General features: G+C 58.5%; 16 protein-coding genes. 1 reads left to right on the top strand and 15 read right to left on the bottom strand.

The features are described from left to right. Nucleotides 1-14 precede the first annotated feature (14 nt). From flgK to B3187_RS14015, 12 genes are all read right to left on the bottom strand, one after another. Nucleotides 15-2,765 carry a flagellar hook-associated protein FlgK gene (flgK, locus tag B3187_RS14070; protein WP_286807112.1) on the bottom strand — a complete coding sequence of 917 codons (2,751 nt, stop codon included), beginning with the start codon at nucleotides 2,763-2,765 and terminating at the stop codon, nucleotides 15-17. A gap of 13 nt (nucleotides 2,766-2,778) precedes the next feature. Further along, nucleotides 2,779-3,720, bottom strand: coding sequence for a flagellar assembly peptidoglycan hydrolase FlgJ (flgJ, locus tag B3187_RS14065; RefSeq protein ID WP_286807110.1), 942 nt, complete (start codon nucleotides 3,718-3,720; stop codon nucleotides 2,779-2,781). Continuing rightward, nucleotides 3,720-4,820, bottom strand: a complete 1,101-nt coding sequence (locus B3187_RS14060) for a flagellar basal body P-ring protein FlgI (RefSeq protein ID WP_286807108.1) — start codon at nucleotides 4,818-4,820, stop codon at nucleotides 3,720-3,722. Before B3187_RS14060 ends, flgJ begins: the two co-directional genes overlap by 1 nt. A gap of 29 nt (nucleotides 4,821-4,849) precedes the next feature. Continuing rightward, entirely contained in the window at nucleotides 4,850-5,560 is a 711-nt protein-coding gene (gene flgH, locus B3187_RS14055; RefSeq protein ID WP_123637192.1) for a flagellar basal body L-ring protein FlgH, read from the bottom strand. 13 nt (nucleotides 5,561-5,573) lie between these two features. Further along, nucleotides 5,574-6,359 (bottom strand): flagellar basal-body rod protein FlgG, encoded by a 786-nt coding sequence (gene flgG / locus B3187_RS14050; protein ID WP_123637191.1) that lies wholly within the window; start codon nucleotides 6,357-6,359, stop codon nucleotides 5,574-5,576. A 98-nt stretch (nucleotides 6,360-6,457) separates the two neighbouring features. After that, nucleotides 6,458-7,201, bottom strand: a complete 744-nt coding sequence (locus B3187_RS14045) for a flagellar basal body rod protein FlgF (RefSeq protein ID WP_286807106.1) — start codon at nucleotides 7,199-7,201, stop codon at nucleotides 6,458-6,460. 285 nt (nucleotides 7,202-7,486) lie between these two features. Next, the gene (locus B3187_RS14040; RefSeq protein ID WP_286807105.1) at nucleotides 7,487-9,835 is read right to left on the bottom strand and encodes a flagellar hook-basal body complex protein; all 2,349 of its coding nucleotides are present in this window, start codon (nucleotides 9,833-9,835) and stop codon (nucleotides 7,487-7,489) included. 32 nt (nucleotides 9,836-9,867) lie between these two features. Next, nucleotides 9,868-10,584 (bottom strand): flagellar hook assembly protein FlgD, encoded by a 717-nt coding sequence (locus tag B3187_RS14035; RefSeq protein ID WP_286807104.1) that lies wholly within the window; start codon nucleotides 10,582-10,584, stop codon nucleotides 9,868-9,870. A gap of 32 nt (nucleotides 10,585-10,616) precedes the next feature. After that, nucleotides 10,617-11,060, bottom strand: coding sequence for a flagellar basal body rod protein FlgC (gene flgC, locus B3187_RS14030; RefSeq protein WP_024459939.1), 444 nt, complete (start codon nucleotides 11,058-11,060; stop codon nucleotides 10,617-10,619). Nucleotides 11,061-11,080: 20 nt separating this feature from the next. Continuing rightward, entirely contained in the window at nucleotides 11,081-11,479 is a 399-nt protein-coding gene (gene flgB, locus B3187_RS14025) for a flagellar basal body rod protein FlgB (protein ID WP_286807102.1), read from the bottom strand. A gap of 259 nt (nucleotides 11,480-11,738) precedes the next feature. Next, nucleotides 11,739-12,914, bottom strand: a complete 1,176-nt coding sequence (locus B3187_RS14020) for a 3-phosphoglycerate dehydrogenase family protein (RefSeq protein WP_286807101.1) — start codon at nucleotides 12,912-12,914, stop codon at nucleotides 11,739-11,741. Nucleotides 12,915-12,968: 54 nt separating this feature from the next. After that, on the bottom strand, nucleotides 12,969-14,081 hold the full coding sequence (locus tag B3187_RS14015; RefSeq protein WP_123637187.1) for a phosphoserine transaminase: 1,113 nt from the start codon (nucleotides 14,079-14,081) through the stop codon (nucleotides 12,969-12,971). Between the two features lie 812 nt (nucleotides 14,082-14,893). Here B3187_RS14015 and glk point away from each other — a divergent pair. Beyond that, nucleotides 14,894-15,967 carry a glucokinase gene (gene glk, locus B3187_RS14010; protein ID WP_339619251.1) on the top strand — a complete coding sequence of 358 codons (1,074 nt, stop codon included), beginning with the start codon at nucleotides 14,894-14,896 and terminating at the stop codon, nucleotides 15,965-15,967. Between the two features lie 30 nt (nucleotides 15,968-15,997). Here glk and B3187_RS14005 read toward each other — a convergent pair whose 3' ends face one another. The 3 genes from B3187_RS14005 to B3187_RS13995 all read right to left on the bottom strand — a co-directional run. After that, nucleotides 15,998-17,023: a LacI family DNA-binding transcriptional regulator gene (locus B3187_RS14005; protein ID WP_286807100.1), complete on the bottom strand. Its 1,026-nt coding sequence runs from the start codon at nucleotides 17,021-17,023 to the stop codon at nucleotides 15,998-16,000. 346 nt (nucleotides 17,024-17,369) lie between these two features. Next, nucleotides 17,370-18,218 (bottom strand): thioredoxin, encoded by an 849-nt coding sequence (gene trxA / locus B3187_RS14000; protein ID WP_286807098.1) that lies wholly within the window; start codon nucleotides 18,216-18,218, stop codon nucleotides 17,370-17,372. A gap of 106 nt (nucleotides 18,219-18,324) precedes the next feature. Further along, nucleotides 18,325-18,561: amino acid--tRNA ligase-related protein (locus B3187_RS13995; RefSeq protein ID WP_286807097.1), on the bottom strand; the 237-nt coding region annotated here is incomplete at its 5' end.

Raw genomic sequence — 18,561 nt, 5'->3', positions numbered from 1 at the left:
GGGTAAAACCTCAGTCAGATGGAATTCAACAGGGTGTCAAACAGGTCCCGCGCGACGCTGATCACCCGGGAGTTGGCGTTGTACACTTGCTCGTACTTGATCAGGTTGGCGGCCTCCTCATCAAGATTGACGCCGCTGATGCTGTCACGCAGGCTCTGGGTCTGCTGCATCAGGCTCTCCGCCGCCTGGCGATTGCTTTTGGCCGAGGCGCTTTCTGTGCCGACTTTTTCCACCAACTGGCCGTAGGCATCGCTCAGGCCCAGCTTCCCGTCGCCGAGAATTTTGGCGGTTTCTAGAGAGGCCATGGCCAAGGCGTTGCGGTTGTCGTTGGTGGCGTCGTCATTGAAGTCCAGGGTAAAACTATCGCCCGCCTTCGGCTGACCTTTAATCACGGCCTGATAGCCCAGAAACGCCGACGGTGCAAAATCCTCCGCATCGCTGTCGCCAAACAGCTGGCTGCCCGAAGGGGCGGTCTGCAGCTCAATGCCCTCGCCCATCACCAGATCCACCCGGCCACCGACGGTGACCTGGGATTGCTGACCCGCACCGGTGCCGGTCAAACGCACGTCAGGGTTGCCGGTGCCGTCGTTGACGCTCAGCTGGTTCTGGCCTGCGGCGCTTGCCTCCAGCCGAACATCTATATCCACCCCGGAGGAGTTCACCACTCGCAATTCCAGCTCGCCGGTGACCGGATTGGCGGCGGCCTCGGCGCGGAAGCCCAAGGCCTTGAGGTTGTCGTTCTCTTCAATGCGCTGGGCCAGGTAGTCCTGAAACGCCACCGGATCGGTCTGCGGATCGGGCACAGCGCCGGAGAGTACGCCGCCGTTGTACTCCAACAGCGCTTCACCGTTCAGGGTTATCTGGAACGGTGCGCTGGTGTCGTCAAAACGGAAGTCCGTCAGGGTCGCGCTGGTAAATGCATTGGCGGATACCCCCGGCATACGGCTGAGCTCATCCGCCAGCAGGCCGGCAGACATGTTCGGCTGCGTGACCACGATGCGAGTGCTTGTGTTACCGGTTTGCGGATCGGTGATCCGGAAGCGCAGTTGCTCGACCGGATAGCCATTGGGCTGCGCCGGGTCGCCGGCGGGAATGCCGGTCTGAGCGGTGCGGCCGTCGGGTAGGCCAAGCCGGGCACCGTCACCGGTGACGCGGGTCTGCCCCAGGTCTTCCCCAAACAGGGCGTTATCCTGCCCCGGCACAAAGCGCTGCTCTCGCACCGGAGGCTCCAGGTGCTTGGGGTTGGCCGGATCCGAGTTGTCCAGAATGTCGTAGGTGGTTTCCGAGGTGAAACGAACTAACAGCGGCGGTGACAGTTGGCCGTCGGTGGCGAAGGCCGGCAGAATCTCGCCGTTGGCGTCCACCTTGCTCAGCACTTCACCCTGACTGATGGTCCCGGTACCCGCATTGGCCGTATCGGCATTGGTGCGCACCGGAGAGGCAAACGCCAAATCCTCCGGGCGGCTCAGCCGGGTCTCCATAAAGCGCGCCGCATTCTTGGTCGGCTGTAGAGTGAAGGTATCGTTGCCCTGGAAGGATCCGCCCTCAAGGGTCACTTTCAACCCGTCAAATTCGAAGCTTTGCGGATAGCTTCCGGTCAGGGAGCCCTGACTGACAATCTCGTTGTCGCTTTGGCGGGTGATAACGTAGTTGTTGGTGTTATCCAGAATCTTGAAGTCATAATCGCTGGCGCTGAGCTGACTGATGTCGGTAATCTCAATCGACATCCGCCGGTCGTCCGGGGCGGCGTTATTGCCGGACACAAAGCGGTCACCGATCAGCTCCGGATCGTTAATGTCGCGAAACAGCCGTTGGCCGTAGTCGCCGTCCAAGTCCAACCCTTGCAGTTGTTGCTGGTTAAAACTCTCTGCCACGGCCATGGACACCCGGCCGAGCTCATTTTTGGCGGTTTGCAATACGCCGTGCTGGAAGTCCACCAAGCCACCGAGCTGACCGCCAGACAATTGATCCGTCACATCAAAGCGCCGCTGGCCTTTGCCCACGGTCACTTCGCCGGCGTTGCTAACTTCAAACTGATTCGCCGAGGTGCCCACCACCAGAGCTTGCCCCTGCCCCAAAAACACATTGACCGTGTTGGGGCCTTGCTGCACAGCCGTAATGCCCACCAGCTCGGACAGTTTGCGTAGCGCTTCGTCCCGTTGGTCAAGCAGGTCATTGGGGTCGTTCCCGGTACCCGGCAGGGCTTTTTCCGCAATGGCCTGGTTGAGATCGGCAATGTTCTGCGCGTAGTCGTTAATCTGGACGGTCAGAGAGTCCATTTCCCGAATGACATTGCGTTCAATGTCCGCCAGGCGGTCATACAGGGTATTGAACCGGTTGGACAGACTTTCCGCCTCGGTGACCACCAACTGCCGCGCCGGGGAGGACGACGGATCGTCCGCCGCATTCTGCACCGACGCAAAAAAGCTCTTCAATCCGCCCGCCAGACCGGTGGTTTCGTCGGCGAACAGACGGTCGATTTTCTGCAGATTACCGCTGTACTTGTCCAGAGAGTTAAAGTTCGTCGTGTCCGTACGCAGTTGCTGCAACACAAACTGGTCGGTAATGCGCGCAATGGACTGAGTGCTCGCACCGCTGCCCACATAGCCCGCACTACCCAAACGCTGTTCCGGCCGCGCCACGTCTTCGGTGCGCTGGCGAGTGTAGCCCTCGGTATTGGCGTTACTGATATTGTGACCCGCCGTGCGCAAAGCCGCCTGGCTGACGCGCAAACCGGAGATGGCGGTATTCAGTATTCCGGACATGGTGGCTTACCTATCAGGCATCGTTCGGGTTAGGGGCGTCATTGCGAACCACGGTCATCAGCGGTTCGGTGCGCATCAGGGTCTTCAGTTTTTCCGCGTAGGCGGGGTCGGTCGCATAGCCCGCGTCCTGCAATCCTTCCACGTAGCGCTCCGCATCGTCACCGGCTTTCAGAGCCTCCTGATAGCGCGGATTGTCCTGCAGGAACTGGACATAGTCGGTAAAGCTCTGCTCATAACTGTCATAGCGACGGAAATCCGCCCGCTCCACTTGCGGCAAGCCGTGGCGGTATTCAATGGTGGAGACGTTGATGCGATCCCCTTCCCAGCGTCCGTCGGCTTTGATATTGAACAGATTGTGGCTGTTGGAACCGCTGCCGGTATGAATCACATGCTGACCCCAACCGGTTTCCAGTGCTGCTTGGGCAATCAGTGCCTGTGGGGCCACACCAAGCTGCTCCGCCGCTTTAACCGCATGGGGCCGGATGCGCTCCACAAACTCGGCCGGGCTGTTCGCCAGAGGGGCTTTGCCGCCAGTGACCGGGGCGGTCGGAACCGAGAGGTTAGACTGACGTTCCAGCCGGCTGGTATCCATGGATTCCGCTTTCTGCGGTTTAAGCTTGTCGCCGTAGGCCCTTTCCATCTGTTGATACAACATTTCCGCCAGACCGAGACCCCGGCCTTTGGTCAGTTCCAGGGACATCTGCTGGTCGAGCATTTCCTTGTGGAACTTGCTCTCCTCGCTGCTGAACAGACTGTCTTTGCCAAACACTTCGTTGGTAGCGCGCATCTGTTTGAACATCTGATGTACAAACATGGACTCAAACTGGCGAGCCACTTCCCGCAACGCCTCCGGGTCGCCGTTGCGACCTTTGGCGCGCAGGGCTTCCATGCCGTCGTTGTTCAGCAGACTGTCCTGCACTTGCTGACGAACGTGTGTTGTATCGAGCGGAATCATCAGATCACCATCAACTGGGCTTTAAGTGCACCGGACTGTTTGAGCGCTTCCAGAATGGCCATCAGGTCACCGGGAGAGGCACCGACGTTATTCACCGAGCGAACAATATCTTCCAGCGTATTGCCCGGTGCGAACTTGAACATCGGGTTGGTTTCTTCGGTGATTTCCACATCACTGCCCGGCAGAACAACGGTATCGCCTTCGCCCAGTGGGTTGGGTTGCACGGCGGTATAGTCTTCCGAAATGGAAACGGTCAGATTGCCGTGGGTGACCGCCACCGGGGAGACGCGCACATGCTGGCCCACCACGATGGTACCGGTGCGTGAATTGATAACCACCTTGGCCGCTTCCTCACCGGGCTCGACCTCAATGTTTTCCAGCAGGGAAATAAAATCTACCCGATGTGATGGATCCTGAGGCGCACTGACCGAGACCGACACCGCATCCTGGGCGCGGGCGACATCCGGCCCCAGCATTTCGTTGATGCTCTGGACGACCCGGTTGGCGGTGGTGAAATCCGCACGGTTCAGGTTGAGCACCACCGGCTGTCCGGAACTGAAATTGTTTTTGACCTCTTTTTCTACCGTGGCACCACCGGGGATGCGACCCACGCTGGGGACGTTGACGGTAATCCGGGAACCGTCCCGACCTTCAGCGCCAAAGCCACCCACCACCAGGTTGCCCTGAGCCAGAGCGTAGACCTGGCCGTCCGGGCCTTTCAGGGAGGTCATCAACAGGCTGCCGCCGCGCAGGCTGGTGGCATTACTGATGGAGGACACCGTGACATCAATGGTCTGGCCGGGTTTGGCAAAGGCCGGCAATTCCGCCTGAATCATCACCGCGGCGACGTTTTTGGTCTGCACCCGTGTACCCGGCGGAACGGTGATGCCAAACTGCTGCAACATGTTGTTGAAGGATTGAATGGTAAACGGCGACTGGTTGGTCTGATCCCCCGTGCCATCCAGACCGACCACAAGGCCATAGCCCACCAGTTGGTTGGAGCGCACGCCGGCGACCGTGGCGATGTCTTTGATACGCTCGGCCTGAGCCAGGGTACTGGCCACTGCCAGCAGGGCCGCGATCAGAATACGATGGATCATGGAAAATCCTCTCACAGGTTCAGCCTCGCTCAGAATGGCCAGTAACCGCTGTTAAAAAACCGGGACAACCAGCCCATGGACTGAGAGTCCGCCAGGGTGCCGGTGCCGCTGTAGGAAATCTGGGCATTGGCCAGCCGAGTGGACGGTACCGTGTTATCAGGCGATACGTCGTCGGGCCGAACAATGCCGCTGATGCGAATAAATTCATCGCCGCGGTTGATGGTGATCCACTTCTCGCCGCGCACCACCAAGCCCCCGTTGGGGAGCACTTCCGCTACGGTCACGGTGATATTGCCTTGCAGGCTATTGCTCTGATCGGCGCCTGCATCACCGCTGAAGGAACGGTTCTGACTCAGGTTGGTGTCTAGCGTGTTACCGCGAAAACTTGGGTTCGTACCCAGCAGCGGGCCCGCGTTGAAATCCAGCTCGCTTTCCTTGTCCACTGAAACGCCGGAACTCTTGCTAGAGACAGTGCGTTCGGAAAGCGTCACGGTGATGATGTCGCCGACGTTCAACGCCTTGCGGTCGGTATACAGCGCCATACCATAGTTACCCTGGTACAGGGAGCCTTCGGTGCGCTGTGGCACGCTGGACGCCGTGGGGATGGTGGCCGCGTAATACGGGTCGCCTGGCACCGGCCGTTCGTAAGTCACGCACGCCGACACGCTCACCGCCAGCAGAAGCAGAGCAGCTCGGGCGAGCGTTTGTTGGCAGCAGCGAATCAGTGCAGCGGTGATCATGGCAGAAGCCTCGTTACAGGGTCTGGTTAATGTACTGGAGCATCTGGTCCGCGCTGGACACGACCTTGGAGTTCAGCTCGTAGGCGCGTTGAGTGGAAATCATATCCACCATTTCCTGCACGATGTCCACATTGGAGCTCTCCAGCATGCCCTGCTTGAGTGACCCCATGCCCTCTTCCGACGGCGCCCCAATCACCGGGTTGCCACTGGCCACGGTTTCGACATAGAGGTTGCCACCGATCGCTTCCAGACCGGACGGATTGATAAAGTCCGCCAACTGAATCTGACCGATTTCCTGAGGCTGCGGATCGTCGGTGAAGTGCGCGGAGACGATGCCGTCTTCACTGATATTGATCTGGCTGGTGTTCTCCGGAATCACGATACCCGGTTCAATCAACAGGCCACTGTTGGTGACCAGCTCCCCTTCGCCGTTGATCTGCAGCTGACCGTTGCGGGTGTATGCCAGATTTCCGTCGGGCTGAAGTACCTGGATAAAGCCGCGACCATTGATGGCCACATCCAATGCCTGATCGGTCACTTCGAGGCTGCCAGGCGTAAATTCTTTCTGCGTCGCGACAACTCGCACACCGGTGCCCAACTGCAAACCGGAGGGCAACTCGTTGTTCTGGTTGGCAAGGCCGCCGGGCTGGCGCTGGGTTTGATACAGCAGGTCCTCAAACACCGCACGGTCGCGCTTGAAACCCACCGTGCCCACGTTGGACAGGTTGTTGGAGATGGTGGTCAGTTGTTTGTCCTGAGCACTCAAACCGGTTTTGCTGACATACAGTGCTGCGTGCATGGTGTGTTCTCTCTGTCGGGTATCTGCTTCAGTGCTTGCCGCCTTGCGGCAAAGTTTTTCCGCCTTGGGCCCTAAATCCGACCCTTGGCATTACGTTACTAACCGTTTTGCAATAGCCGTGCCGAGGTTTCCGAATTCTGCTTAACGGTCTGCATCAGCTTCAGTTGCATTTCGTACTGACGAGACAGGCTGAGAATCTGGGTGAACTCGTTCACCGCGTTGACGTTGCTGCCTTCCAGAAAGCCGGTGGCCACACTCACCTGGGCATCGGCTGGCGCGGGTACGCCACCGTCCAGACGGAACAGGCCGTCCTCACCTTTGGACACCTCGGCCAGGTCCGGATTGACCAGCTTGATCCGGTCAATCTCCACCATGGCCTCGGGCCCCAGACCTTGAGCCACAATTGACAAGGTGCCATCGGTGCCGATTTCCAGCTTTTCCAGCGGCGGCAAAGCGATCGGACCATCGTTGCCGATGACCGCCAGGCCACTGCCGTTGCGAAGAATACCCAGGGGATCAATGTGCAGGCCGCCGGCGCGGGTGTAAGCCTCGGTGCCGTCCGGTGCCTGAACGGCGATAAAGCCATCGCCCTGGACAGCAATGTCGTGATCCCGCCCAGTGGCGTTCATGGGCCCGGGCTCAAAATTCGTGGCCGGCCGCTCGGTCAGGGCATAGGCGCGGGTGGGATGACCATCACCGTAGTACACCGGCATGCTGCGGGCCTGAGCGAAGTCCGCCCGAAAACCGGTGGTGTTCAGGTTGGCCATGTTGTTGGAGTGGTTAGTCTGCGCCAGCATATTGTGCTTGGCGCCGGTCATGGCGATGTAGAGCGCTTTATCCATGGTGTATTCCCCCGATGGGTGCGGAAAAATTGTCGCTTTTTGGGCCGTTGGGGGATGTTTTGCAAGATGGGTGCCAGAATGACGGAAATCGTGGTCAAGGGGTTGTGTGGTGGTGAAGTGCGTAGGGCACCCATATGGTGCCGTGTTGTCCGGAGGGCGTGTGGTGGTGTTTGGTGGATGGTGGGGTAACGGCGGATGCGCGCTTTGCGCTCCGAGGCGTCGGACCGATCCGCCCTACGCAAACTGTCGTGCGATCCGCCGTTACCCCACTTTCGTTAAGCCCGTTTATCGCAGGTTAATGATGGTCTGGGTCACCTGGTTGGCGGTCTCGATGGTTTTTGAGCTCGCCTGGAAGTTACGCTGGGCAATGATCAGGTTCACCAGCTGAGTGGACAGATCCACGTTGGACTCCTCCAACGCGCCGGCATTGACCGTCCCCAACTGGGCAGTGCCCGGCGAACCGATCACCGGCTCACCGGAGTCCGACGTTTGCACCCAGGAGGTGTCACCCACCGGACTCAAGCCTTCCACGTTATTGAAGTTGGCCAGAGCCACCTGTCCGAGAACGTCCGCTTCGCCATTGGTAAAGCGCGCAAAGATGGTACCGTCTTCACTGATATCCACCCCAGACAAGCGCCCAGTGGTGTAACCGTTCTGATCCTGCTCTTCCACACCAAAGTCGGTGCCGAACTGGGTGGTGCCATCCAGAGAAATCTGGAAGTTCGAGCTGCTGGGCGGCTCGGTTACCGGTAGCTGCCCCCCTTGAAGCACGTTGAGAGGGCCAAGCGCGCCGGCGGCGGTCCCGTCATCGTTGTTTGGCGTCCAGTTGGAAATCAACATGTCGTCGGTCAGGTCCTCATTGAGCGAACCATCACTGTTGAAGTGCACATTGAACGACGCCATGGTCGGCTGAGAGTTCTCCGGTGCCGGCAGCGACGGGTCCGGGTCGCCAACGTTCTGGCCATCCACCTGCACGTACATCATCCACTGGTTGGGGGAGGTGTTCGGATCCGCCGGGTCGTAGGGCTGACGAACGAAGTATTGCTCCAGGGTATGCGGATTACCCAGGCTGTCGTAGATGGTTGAGGTTGTGGAGTGGTTGTAGGTGCGCTGATCGTTCGGATCAAACGCGTTGATGGCCACTTCGTTAAAGCTGTCTTCGGTCAGGGGGGCAAACAGGTTACCGACACTGGGTGTAGTGCTGTTCAAGCTAATGCCCTCGTCCATCAGCACGTTCAAACTACCCCCGATCACTACGTCGGTGCTGTTGGTGTTCACCGTCTGAGTACCCGTGCCGGTACGACCAATCACATCCAGCGTGCCGGGAGGCTGAATGCCAGTAAAACCAAAGCGCAGATCAGTGCCCACACGGGATACGATCTCCAGATCACCGGTGCTGTTCACCTGGGCACTGATGCCGGCCAACTGGGAGGTCCCCAAATTGTTGATTTCGTTCGCCAGGCCATCGAGTGTGGTGGAGTTCAACTGCACACCGTTAAGGGTGAAATTGTTGTTACTGTTGTTAAACGAGCCGCCCACAATAGTCGCCTCGGTACGCGCTGAGGCGGTAATACCCGGTAGCGCGTTCAACTCCGAGGCGGTTTTGGCCGCAGAGGCACCCTCTTCGCTGGTGAAGTTGACGATATCACCATTTTCACGGAGGAACTCGAAAATCTGTGCCTGGTATCCGTTGCTGACTTCCGGTAAGCCGGGGTCGGATGCCGGTGCGCCCGTTAGCGCGGTGGACAGCGGATTGGCGCCGGTCACATTGTTGATATCCAGCGTGGAGTTGACCCCTTCGGTAAGATCCTGAAACAACAGGTTACCGCCGTCGGCCACTGCCTGGACATTGATCGGTGCTGCGGCACCAAAAATCTGACTGTTGATCAGATTGGCAATGTCTTGCACGGAGTTGGCGGTGGAGGAGTCCAACGTTATGGAAACAGTGCCGTTACCAGAGGCCGGCTGGGACCCGCTCAGTTGAATATCAAATGTCGTGTTCTGCGCTCCAAAGTCAATGGGCACTGCTATGGCACCCACATCCGTGGTGGTGGAAGTCGCTTCTTTGAGGCCAGTCTGTGCAATGCCCATCGCGGCGCCATCGGTACTGAACTCCAGACCGCTGCTTTCCAGCACAGCCGCATTCGCATCCAGGTTGAAACGCCCTTCCGACACGGTGGTTTGCCGTGGAGCCTGTACGCTGACATCCACTTGCAGATCGCTCAAGGTGCCATTCAGGTTGCCTGCGTCATCAGCGGCAAAGCCCTGCAGGCGAGCGCCATTGTTGGCCACCATAAACCCCTCATCGTCCAGACCGAAGGCGCCGGCACGAGTGTACTGTCGGTCCCCACCATTGCTGGTGACAAAGAAACCCGTGCCGTTAATGGCCAGGTCCAGAGAGTTGTCGGTAAACACCCGATTACCCTGACTGAACTGCTGGCGAATGTTTTGTAGGTTTACACCACTGCCGGGGGTGTTGGCCGTAGTGCCGAGAATACTACCGGCGTAGATATCACCGAACTCCACTCGGGACGACTTGAAACCGGTGGTACTGGCGTTGGCAATATTATTACCGGTGACGTCCAGGTCGGAACTGGCGGCGCGAATGCCACTGAGCGCAGTATTGAAAGGCATGGTTTTATCCTCGTCTTAACACCGTGGAGCGTTTAGTTGAATTGTTTGACGTCGCCGAGATTGACGGCACCGATTCCAGCGAGATTCAGCGTCAACTGACCATCATCTCCCAGAGTGACACTGTTGACATTGGCACTGAGTGCAGTCTCGAGCTGTTCGCGATCGCCGTTTTGCATGGCGAGCACTTCAAAGCGGTAATCTCCGGCTGGCAAGGGCTCTTCACTGCCCACCCAATCGAGCAGTTCGCCATTAATCTCCATATTCTGACCGTCCCAGCGGAACGCCAGCTCACCTTCCGGCTGAGCACCCAGAGGCACTTTGGAAACCAGCTCACCGGAGGGGTTGTAAACGTTCAGTTGCATATCACTGGCGGAACTTTCCAGATTCACCGAACCGCTGATAATGCCGCCTTCAAACAGCTGCGTGGTTTCCGAGGGCACCGTAACCTGACGACCTACCAATGAGGACGCTTGCAACGCCTGATTGGACATGAAGGAACCGCTGAAATCTTCGAATTTGCTATTCAGACGCTCCAGCCCTTCAACGGAGCTGAACTGCGCCAGTTGCGCGATAAACTCGCCGTTATCCTGCGGCGACAGCGGGTCCTGATTGTTCATCTGGGTGATCATCAGCTCCAGAAAAGCCGACTGCCCCAACTCATTGGTTTTTTCCTCATCCTTGTTTTTGTTGGCAATGTTCAGATTGCTCAGGATGCTGTTGGCGGCGTTGTCGTTGTTGACCTGATTCATGGCTCGATACCTTCAGTAAGTCCAGTCAGTCCTTATTGACCCAGGGTCAGCGCACGCTGAACCATCTGCTTGGCGGAGTTCATCACTTCCACGTTCATCTGAAACGAACGGGAGGCGGAAATCATGTTGGTCATCTCTTCCACCGGATTGACGTTCGGGTAAAACACATAACCCTCTTCGTCGGCCTGGGGATGATCGGGCTCGTAGCGACGCTGCAGCGGCGCATCACTTTCCACAATGCCCATCACCTGAACACCGCGGCCAGCCGGCTCTTCCGCCCACTGGTTCCCGCCCTGCATTTGCAGCTGTGCATCGCGCTGCATCTGGGCAAACACCGGCTGACGGCTGCGATACACCTGATCCACGCTGGAGCTGGCGGTCTGGGCGTTGGCCAGGTTGCTGGCGGTGGTGTTCATGCGCACGGTCTGCGCGTTCATGCCGGAACCGGCGACATCAAAAATATTGACCAGAGACATACCTTAACTCCCCTACCCGTTTACTCGCCGCGCAGCGCGCTGGTGAGGCCTTTGAATTTGCCGTTCAGGAACTGAAAGCTGGCCTGAAAATCCAGGGCATTTTTCATGTATTCCGCGTGTTCGATGTGCTCTTCAACCGTGTTGCCATCAATGGAGGGCTGCTGGGGTACCCGGTATTTGGCATCCGGGTGGCCGGTTTCTTCAAAGCCTCTCAGGTGCCCGCCGTGGGTGGCCGCGAGATTCACGCCCGAGCGCCCACTGGTCTGGGCTTCCAGCGCCTGCCGGAAATCCAGATCTTTGGCTTTGTAATTGGGGGTATCCACATTGGCCATGTTGTCGGCCAGCAGCTCCGCCCGCTGCGCACGCAGCTTGAACGCGGATTCGTGAACGCCCAAGGCAGATTCGAAGGATATGGCCATTGGTTTTACTCCAAAGCGGCAAAGTCATTAACACTTACAAGGAGTATAGCAATGCCTGTGCCAACGCCATAAGGCCAACCAAGAAGTTTTTTAACTTGTTGAAATAAAAGGAATTACTGGAAGTTAATATGGCTTGAACTACTTGCGTTGGACCAGGGGGATCCGGGGGAGAGAAAAAAGCGGTAAGGCCGGAGAGGCAAAGCGGCAAGGGTTTTCCGCTTGAGGAAAGGCCCGGGCCAAGGCGGCCCGGGCACCGCTCTTACACCACGCGTACGGAGACCACGTGCTCGACAGAGGAGACGGCCTGCACCACCGCTTCAGTGGGCGCCTGCTCCAGGTCGATAATGTTATAGGCAATCTCGCCCCGGCTCTTATTGACCATATCAATCACGTTGATATCGTGGTCCGCCAGTACCGACAGCACATGGCCCAGAACGCCCGAGACGTTCTCGTTACAGAAGGTCAGGCGTGAACCCAGCTCGCCGGTGCGCTCCATGCTCACTTCCGGGAAGTTCACGGCGTTGCGGATGTTGCCGTGCTCCAGGTAGCCCTTGAGCTGCTCGGCGGCCATGACCGCGCAATTGTCTTCCGCCTCAAGGGTGCTGGCGCCAATGTGCGGCATGGCGTAAACGTCATCCCGGGACAGCAGGCAGGGCTCCGGGAAATCGCACACGTACTGACGCAGGCGCTTCGCCTCCAGGCTACGGACAATCGCTTCCGGCTCGACAATGGCATCCCGGGCGAAGTTCAGCAGCACCGCCCCTTCTTTGACGGACTTGAGGGATTCGTCGTTGATCAGGTGTTTGGTGGCGTCAATGGCCGGCACATGCAGGCTGATGAAATCGGACCGGCTCAGTAGCGACTGCAGGTTGTCCGCCCGGCTCACCTGGCTGGGCAGGCGCCAGGCCGCTTCCACCGACAGCGCCGGATCATAACCGACCACGTTCATGCCCAGCGCCAGGGCGGTTTCGGCCACCAGAGAGCCGATCGCGCCCAGCCCCACAACGCCCAGGGTTTTGCCCATCAGCTCGGAGCCGGCGAAGTTGGACTTCTGCTTTTCCAGCAACTTGCTCATTTCGTCGGCATCGGTCATGTCGGTGAGCGTCTGAACGTAATTCATGCCCGGAATGATGCCGCGCGAGGCCAGCAGCATGCCCGCCAGCACCAGCTCTTTTACCGCGTTGGCATTGGCTCCGGGGGTGTTGAACACCACCACACCCTTCTTGGTGTAATCCGCCACCGGCACATTGTTGACGCCGGCGCCGGCGCGGGCCACGGCCCGTACGCTGGCCGGCAGAGACTCATCGTGCAGCTTGTGGCTGCGCAGAATGTAAGCATCCGGCTCATTGATGTCGCTGGCGACTTCGTAATGGTCACGGCCAAAGCGATTCAGGCCGTTGACGGAGATTTTGTTGTAGGTCTTGATCTTGAACATAAGTCTTCCTGTCTTTGTCGTGTCGACGGGTTACCCGTCGTTGCGTCTGCCCGATCAGGCGGTTTGTTCGTAGGCCCAGGTCAACCAGGGCAGCAGCGCTTCAATATCGGCGGTTTCCACCGTGGCACCGCACCAGATACGCAGGCCCGGAGGTGCGTCGCGGTAGGCGCCGATGTCGTAAGCCACCCCTTCCTGATCCAACAGCTTGACCATGGCCTTGACGCGATCTGGCTCGGCATCCAGGGTAAAGCACACGCTGGTGTTGGAGACGGTGCCCGGCTCCTTGGCCAGGAATTCAATCCAGTCGTTCTGTTCAACGAAGGTGGACAGCACATCAAGGTTGGCCTCCGAGCGGCGAATCGCTTCGCTCAGGCCACCGATGCGGTCAATCCAGTCGAGCGCATCCAGGTAATCGGCCACGCAGAGCATGGAGGGAGTATTGATGGTTTCGCCGCGGAAAATACCCTCGATCAGCTTGCCATCTTTGGTCATGCGGAAAATCTTCGGCAGCGGCCAGGCCGGCGTGTAGCTTTCCAGACGCTCTACGGCACGCGGACTCAGAATCAGCATGCCGTGGGCGCCCTCGCCCCCGAGCACTTTCTGCCAACTGAAGGTGACTACGTCCAGCTTCTCCCAGGGCAGCTCCATGGCGAACACCGCCGAGGTGGCATCGCAAATGGTCAGGCCCTGGCGATCATCGGCGATCCAGTCGCCGTTGGGCACTTTCACCCCAGAGGTGGTGCCATTCCAGGTAAAGATGACGTCGTGATCAAAATTGACCTTGGTCAGATCCGGCAGGTAGCCGTAGTCGGCTTCCAGCGGGGTGACATCCTTCAGCTTCAATTGCTTGGTAATGTCGGTCAGCCAGCCCTTACCAAAGGACTCCCATTGCATGACGTCCACCGGGCGCTGACCGAGCAGCGACCACATGGCCATTTCCACCGCACCGGTGTCTGAGGCCGGTACGACGCCCACCCGGTACCCTTCCGGCAAGCCCAGCAGGCGGGCGGTATCTTCGCAGGCGCGCTTGAGCGCCGCCTTGCCCAGCCCGGAACGATGGGAACGGCCCAGGGTGGAAACATCCAACTGACTCACGTCGTATCCCGGGCGCTTGCTGCAGGGACCGGAAGAAAAGTTGGGATTGCGGGGCTTGACCTGTGGTTGCATGGGATTCCTCGAACAGTTGACGGTTCTACTCTATAGGCCCGATGTCAGTAGCAGGTGAACGATAGACCGATCACCCAAACTCAGGCGCAAAACGCGGAATTGCCCGGACAGGCGAGAACCTGGCGGGAGTGTCCTGGATCAGAAAGCCGCCGATTATGCCAGTTAATGAGTCAAACCACTAGATGAAGCGGTGGGAAGGAAGGGGGAGGAAGAAATTGCAGACAAAAAAAAGCCCTTTACAGATGTAAAGGGCAAGAGGGAGACCTCGATGCATCAACCAGACATCGAGGGTGAGAGATCGTGGTGATTGACCAAGAGCGGCATGTTTGCCCTCTTCGGCGCCTCACCGGTCGAGACCACCCTGCCCCGACCACAAATTCTGTGTTCACTTTACTGAGGGCTGACAGCGCTGTCAACACCCTACTTCAACAAAACCTTAAATTCACAATCCTTTTGCCAGTAATCGCTGAATGAGTAGGATAAATTTTGGCATGTAACCGTTTACAACCTGTTTCTCCTACCCTGCTCATTTTGTAAGGCTGATTATACCTGCCTTACAGCGATCATCGCTAACCGTCCTGACCGCGTTTTGAAGGACAATACCACATTTTTAAAAAAAACAAAATGTTACCGGTTACAGCGCAAATACCCGCTATACTCGGATAACGGGGCGGCTCGCTCGGCGATCAATTCGCGAGCACAAACTGGTCAGAAATCCATCATCATGCATATTTTAACGCCACATTTGTGGGGTGATACGCCAGAATTATTGACAGCGCTGTCAACCGCTCGTAGACTCACTCCACTTTTCGATCGGGCAACCGATTATCCAAGAACAGCGACTGCCTGCCCCAACAGCGACAGGCTCGCAGGAACGGCACACAACGGGGACCACTATGAGCTTTATTCTGGTTGCGGATATTGGCGGCACCAACGCCCGCTTCGGTCTGGTTGAGATTGCCGGCGCCTGCGCAACGCCGCCCGACTTTACCGCCAAGCATCAGCACAGCCTGCGCTGTGCCGACTACCCCAGCCTGGATCAGATGGTCCACGCTTACGCCGAAGTGGCCGGGATCGCCCTACCCGACTTTGCCTGTTTTGCCATTGCCGGCCCCATTCATAACGGCCGGGTGCGCATGACCAACCTGGACTGGGAGTTCGGCATCGACGAGCTGCGCGATCAGTTGGGCATGCGCGCCCTGGACGTCATCAACGACTTTGCCGCCCTTGCTTATGCCACCCCCCACCTCAAAGGTGACATGCTCAAGCCGTTGGTGACGGGTGAGACCGACGCGGAGGCTCCCATGCTGATTCTGGGGCCGGGCACCGGGTTTGGTATGGCGGCGCTGGTGCCCTGCGGCGACCGCTGGAAAATTGTCCCGACCGAGGGCGGACACACCAATTTCGCTCCGGGCAATGAGCGGGAAATTGCCATTCTCCAGAATCTCCTGAAGAAACAGGATCACGTGTCGGTGGAAACCCTGATTTGCGGCAAAGGCCTGGTCCGGATCTATCAGGCGCTGGCGGAGATCGACAGCGTAACCGTACAGAACTACGAACCGGCCGACGTGGCCGGCAAAGGTCAAAGCGGTGAAGACCCCCTGTGCCACGAAGCCCTGGAGCTGTTCTGCGCCATGCTGGGCAGCGCGATTGGCGATCGGGCGCTGTGCCTGGGCGCCCAGGGTGGCGTTTACATCGGCGGCGGGATTGCCCCCAAACTGGCGGATTTCATCGACGGTTCTGACCTGGTCAAGCGCTATCAGCACAAGGGACCCATGAGCGATTACGTGGGCCGAATCCCGCTCAATATCATCATGCACGACAAGTCTGCACTGATCGGCACCGCCGCCTGGCTGGTGGACAATACCGCGGAACTGAACGCCTGAGCGGCACCCCCTGGGTACCGCTCACTGCTCCTAACGCTTGTGCGTTATTGGTTTGCCGGTGGAGTCCCGACGAATCAGACTGGAACTCAACATACTGGCGGGCAGTTGAACATCCTTGCCTTTAAGCTGCTTCAACAGTAAGTCGGTCGCCTTCTGGGCCATGGCCTGAATCGGCTGACGAACCGTCGTCAGGGAGGGCCAGATCTGATGAGCCACCGGCGTATCATCGAAGCCGGCCACCGACAGATCTCCCGGGATGCGCAACCCCTTCTGATGCGCCACCATCATGACCCCGGCCGCCATGTCATCGTTGGCGGCAAAGATCGCCGTGGGAGCCTGCTCGAGGGCGAGCAACACATCAGCCGCCTCTTCGCCGGACTCGAACGAGTTAAACCCCTGCACTACCAGCGCCTCATCCAGAGGAATGTCATTCTCCACCAGAGCCGCCCGGTAGCCTTCAAACCGGTGGCTGACCGCCCGGTGATCCGGGTGCCCCGCCACAAAGCCGATACGCTCATGCCCGAGCGCAATCAGCTCGCAGGTCATATCATAGGCCGCTTCAGCGTCATTGGTTTCAACGTAAGGACTGATCGGCTTATCGATGGTCGGGGCAATACGCACGAAGGGCAACTGCCGCTCTTTCAACACCTCCAGAATTGGCATCACGTCCGACAATGGCGGCGTGAGGATAACGCCGTCGATACGGGTCTGACGCATCAGATCCCGGATTTCCCGGCCGATGTCGGGGTCCTGGTGATTGCAGGGGTGAATCAGCACGTCGTACCCCTGGGAGCGGCAGGTCGACAGCACACCGTCCTGTACGTCGATGACGTAGTTGGCACTGGGGTTGTCGTAGAGCAGACCAATCACATAAGAGCGATTTCCCGCCAGACTGCGCGCCGAGAGATTGGGCCGATAATCGAGCTCATCAATGGCTTTCAACACCTTGTCCCGCGTTGCCTGCCGAACGTTCGGCTCTTTGTTCACCACCCGGGATACGGTTTTTATAGAGACGCCCGCCAGGGCGGCAACATTGTCGATGGTCGCTTTGGCCACAGAGAGCTCCGTCGAAAGTAGCTGGAAGGCGCACTATCCTGAAAAGACGCCCCGTTGACAAGTGCCCCGCCCCGCGCGGGTCGCATTTTTCCCGGTCGTCCGGGTCACCGCCGACGCCAAGCAAGAAAATTGTCCAAACGGGGTGACAGCGCTGTCAATTTATTCTATAGTGGATTCACCTTGAGGGCGAGCGACATCGCCCCGGGGGCCTGAAAAATCGGCAATTTTTCGGTCAAAAAAAGAACTGAAAAGGGATATTTGAAAAGAGCGCCAGTGAGTAGTAACGACGATCGGCACGTCAGGCGCTAATAAAAACCCCCAGTCCGGTGAGGACTGGGGGTTTTTATTAATACAGCAACGTAAACAACTTCCTTTGGTACTCGATCGCCAACGGATCGCCCTTCCCCAACGCCGCGATAATATCCGTCAGGGTTTTCCGCGCCGCGCCGTCGGCGTAGCCCAGGTCCTTACGCAGCACCTCGATCAACAGCTCCAGCGCCGGCTTCTGATAACCTTCCTGATTGTACTGGACCGCCAGCTTGTAGCGCATTTCCAGATTGTCCGGATCGGCCTCGAGGGCCTGCTCCAGCGACTCGATTTCCGGCGTTTTGGCGGCCTGCTTTTTCAATTCGATTTTGGCTTTCACCTGCTCGTAGAGGGTATCCTGATCCGCCAGTTTTACGTTGGACAGGGTCGTTTCCGCCTCTTCGAGCCGATTCAGCTCCACTTGGGCGTGAGCCACCATGCAGGCGATCTGTGGGTTTCGGCCGGACTCTTCATATACCCGCTGTAGCACCGGCAACGCCTCACCAAACTGCCCCGCTTCGAGCATCGCCTGAGCCTGCTGAAGGTCCCGCTCCCACGCCTTGGGCAGGTGCTGCTCCAGCATTTGCCGCACCTGCACCTCCGACTGGGCACCGGTAAACCCATCCAGGGGCTGGCCGTCTTTGATCAGCATCACCGTGGGCAGGCTGCGAACCTGAAACTGCGACGCCAGCATCTGCTGCTCGTCCGCATTGATCCGGGCCAGCAGGAAGTCGCCGTTGTATTCGTCGGCGAGCTTTTCCAGCAGGGGCATCAGGGTTTTGCAGGGGCCGCACCAGTCGGCCCAGAAGTCCACCAGCACGGGACGCTTGAAAGATTCGTCGATGACGTACTGTTGGGCGTTGTCGAGAGTGATATCGATGACGTTCATGGCTGGAGTCTCGTGATGTTTCAAATGCGGTTGGGCGCGGCAGCCGTTGGGAACGGCGGATGCGCGCTGCGCGCTTATCCGCCCTACGCGAAGTTCGGTAGCCCTATCAGTGTTCTGGGCGCATATGGGGGAACAACAGCACATCGCGGATGGAGGCGGCGTTGGCGAACAGCATGACCAGACGGTCAATGCCGATGCCCTGCCCCGCGGTCGGCGGCAGGCCGTATTCCAGGGCGCGTACATAGTCCGCGTCGTAGTGCATAGCCTCATCGTCACCGGCGTCTTTTTCCCGCACCTGCTCCTTGAAGCGTTCGGCCTGATCTTCGGCGTCGTTAAGCTCCGA

The organism is Marinimicrobium sp. UBA4209 (assembly GCF_002381585.1).
GTDB classification, from domain to species: domain Bacteria; phylum Pseudomonadota; class Gammaproteobacteria; order Pseudomonadales; family Cellvibrionaceae; genus Marinimicrobium; species Marinimicrobium koreense.
The sequence above is the reverse complement of the archived record's forward strand: the minus strand, read 5'-3'. Positions and strand labels throughout refer to the sequence as shown.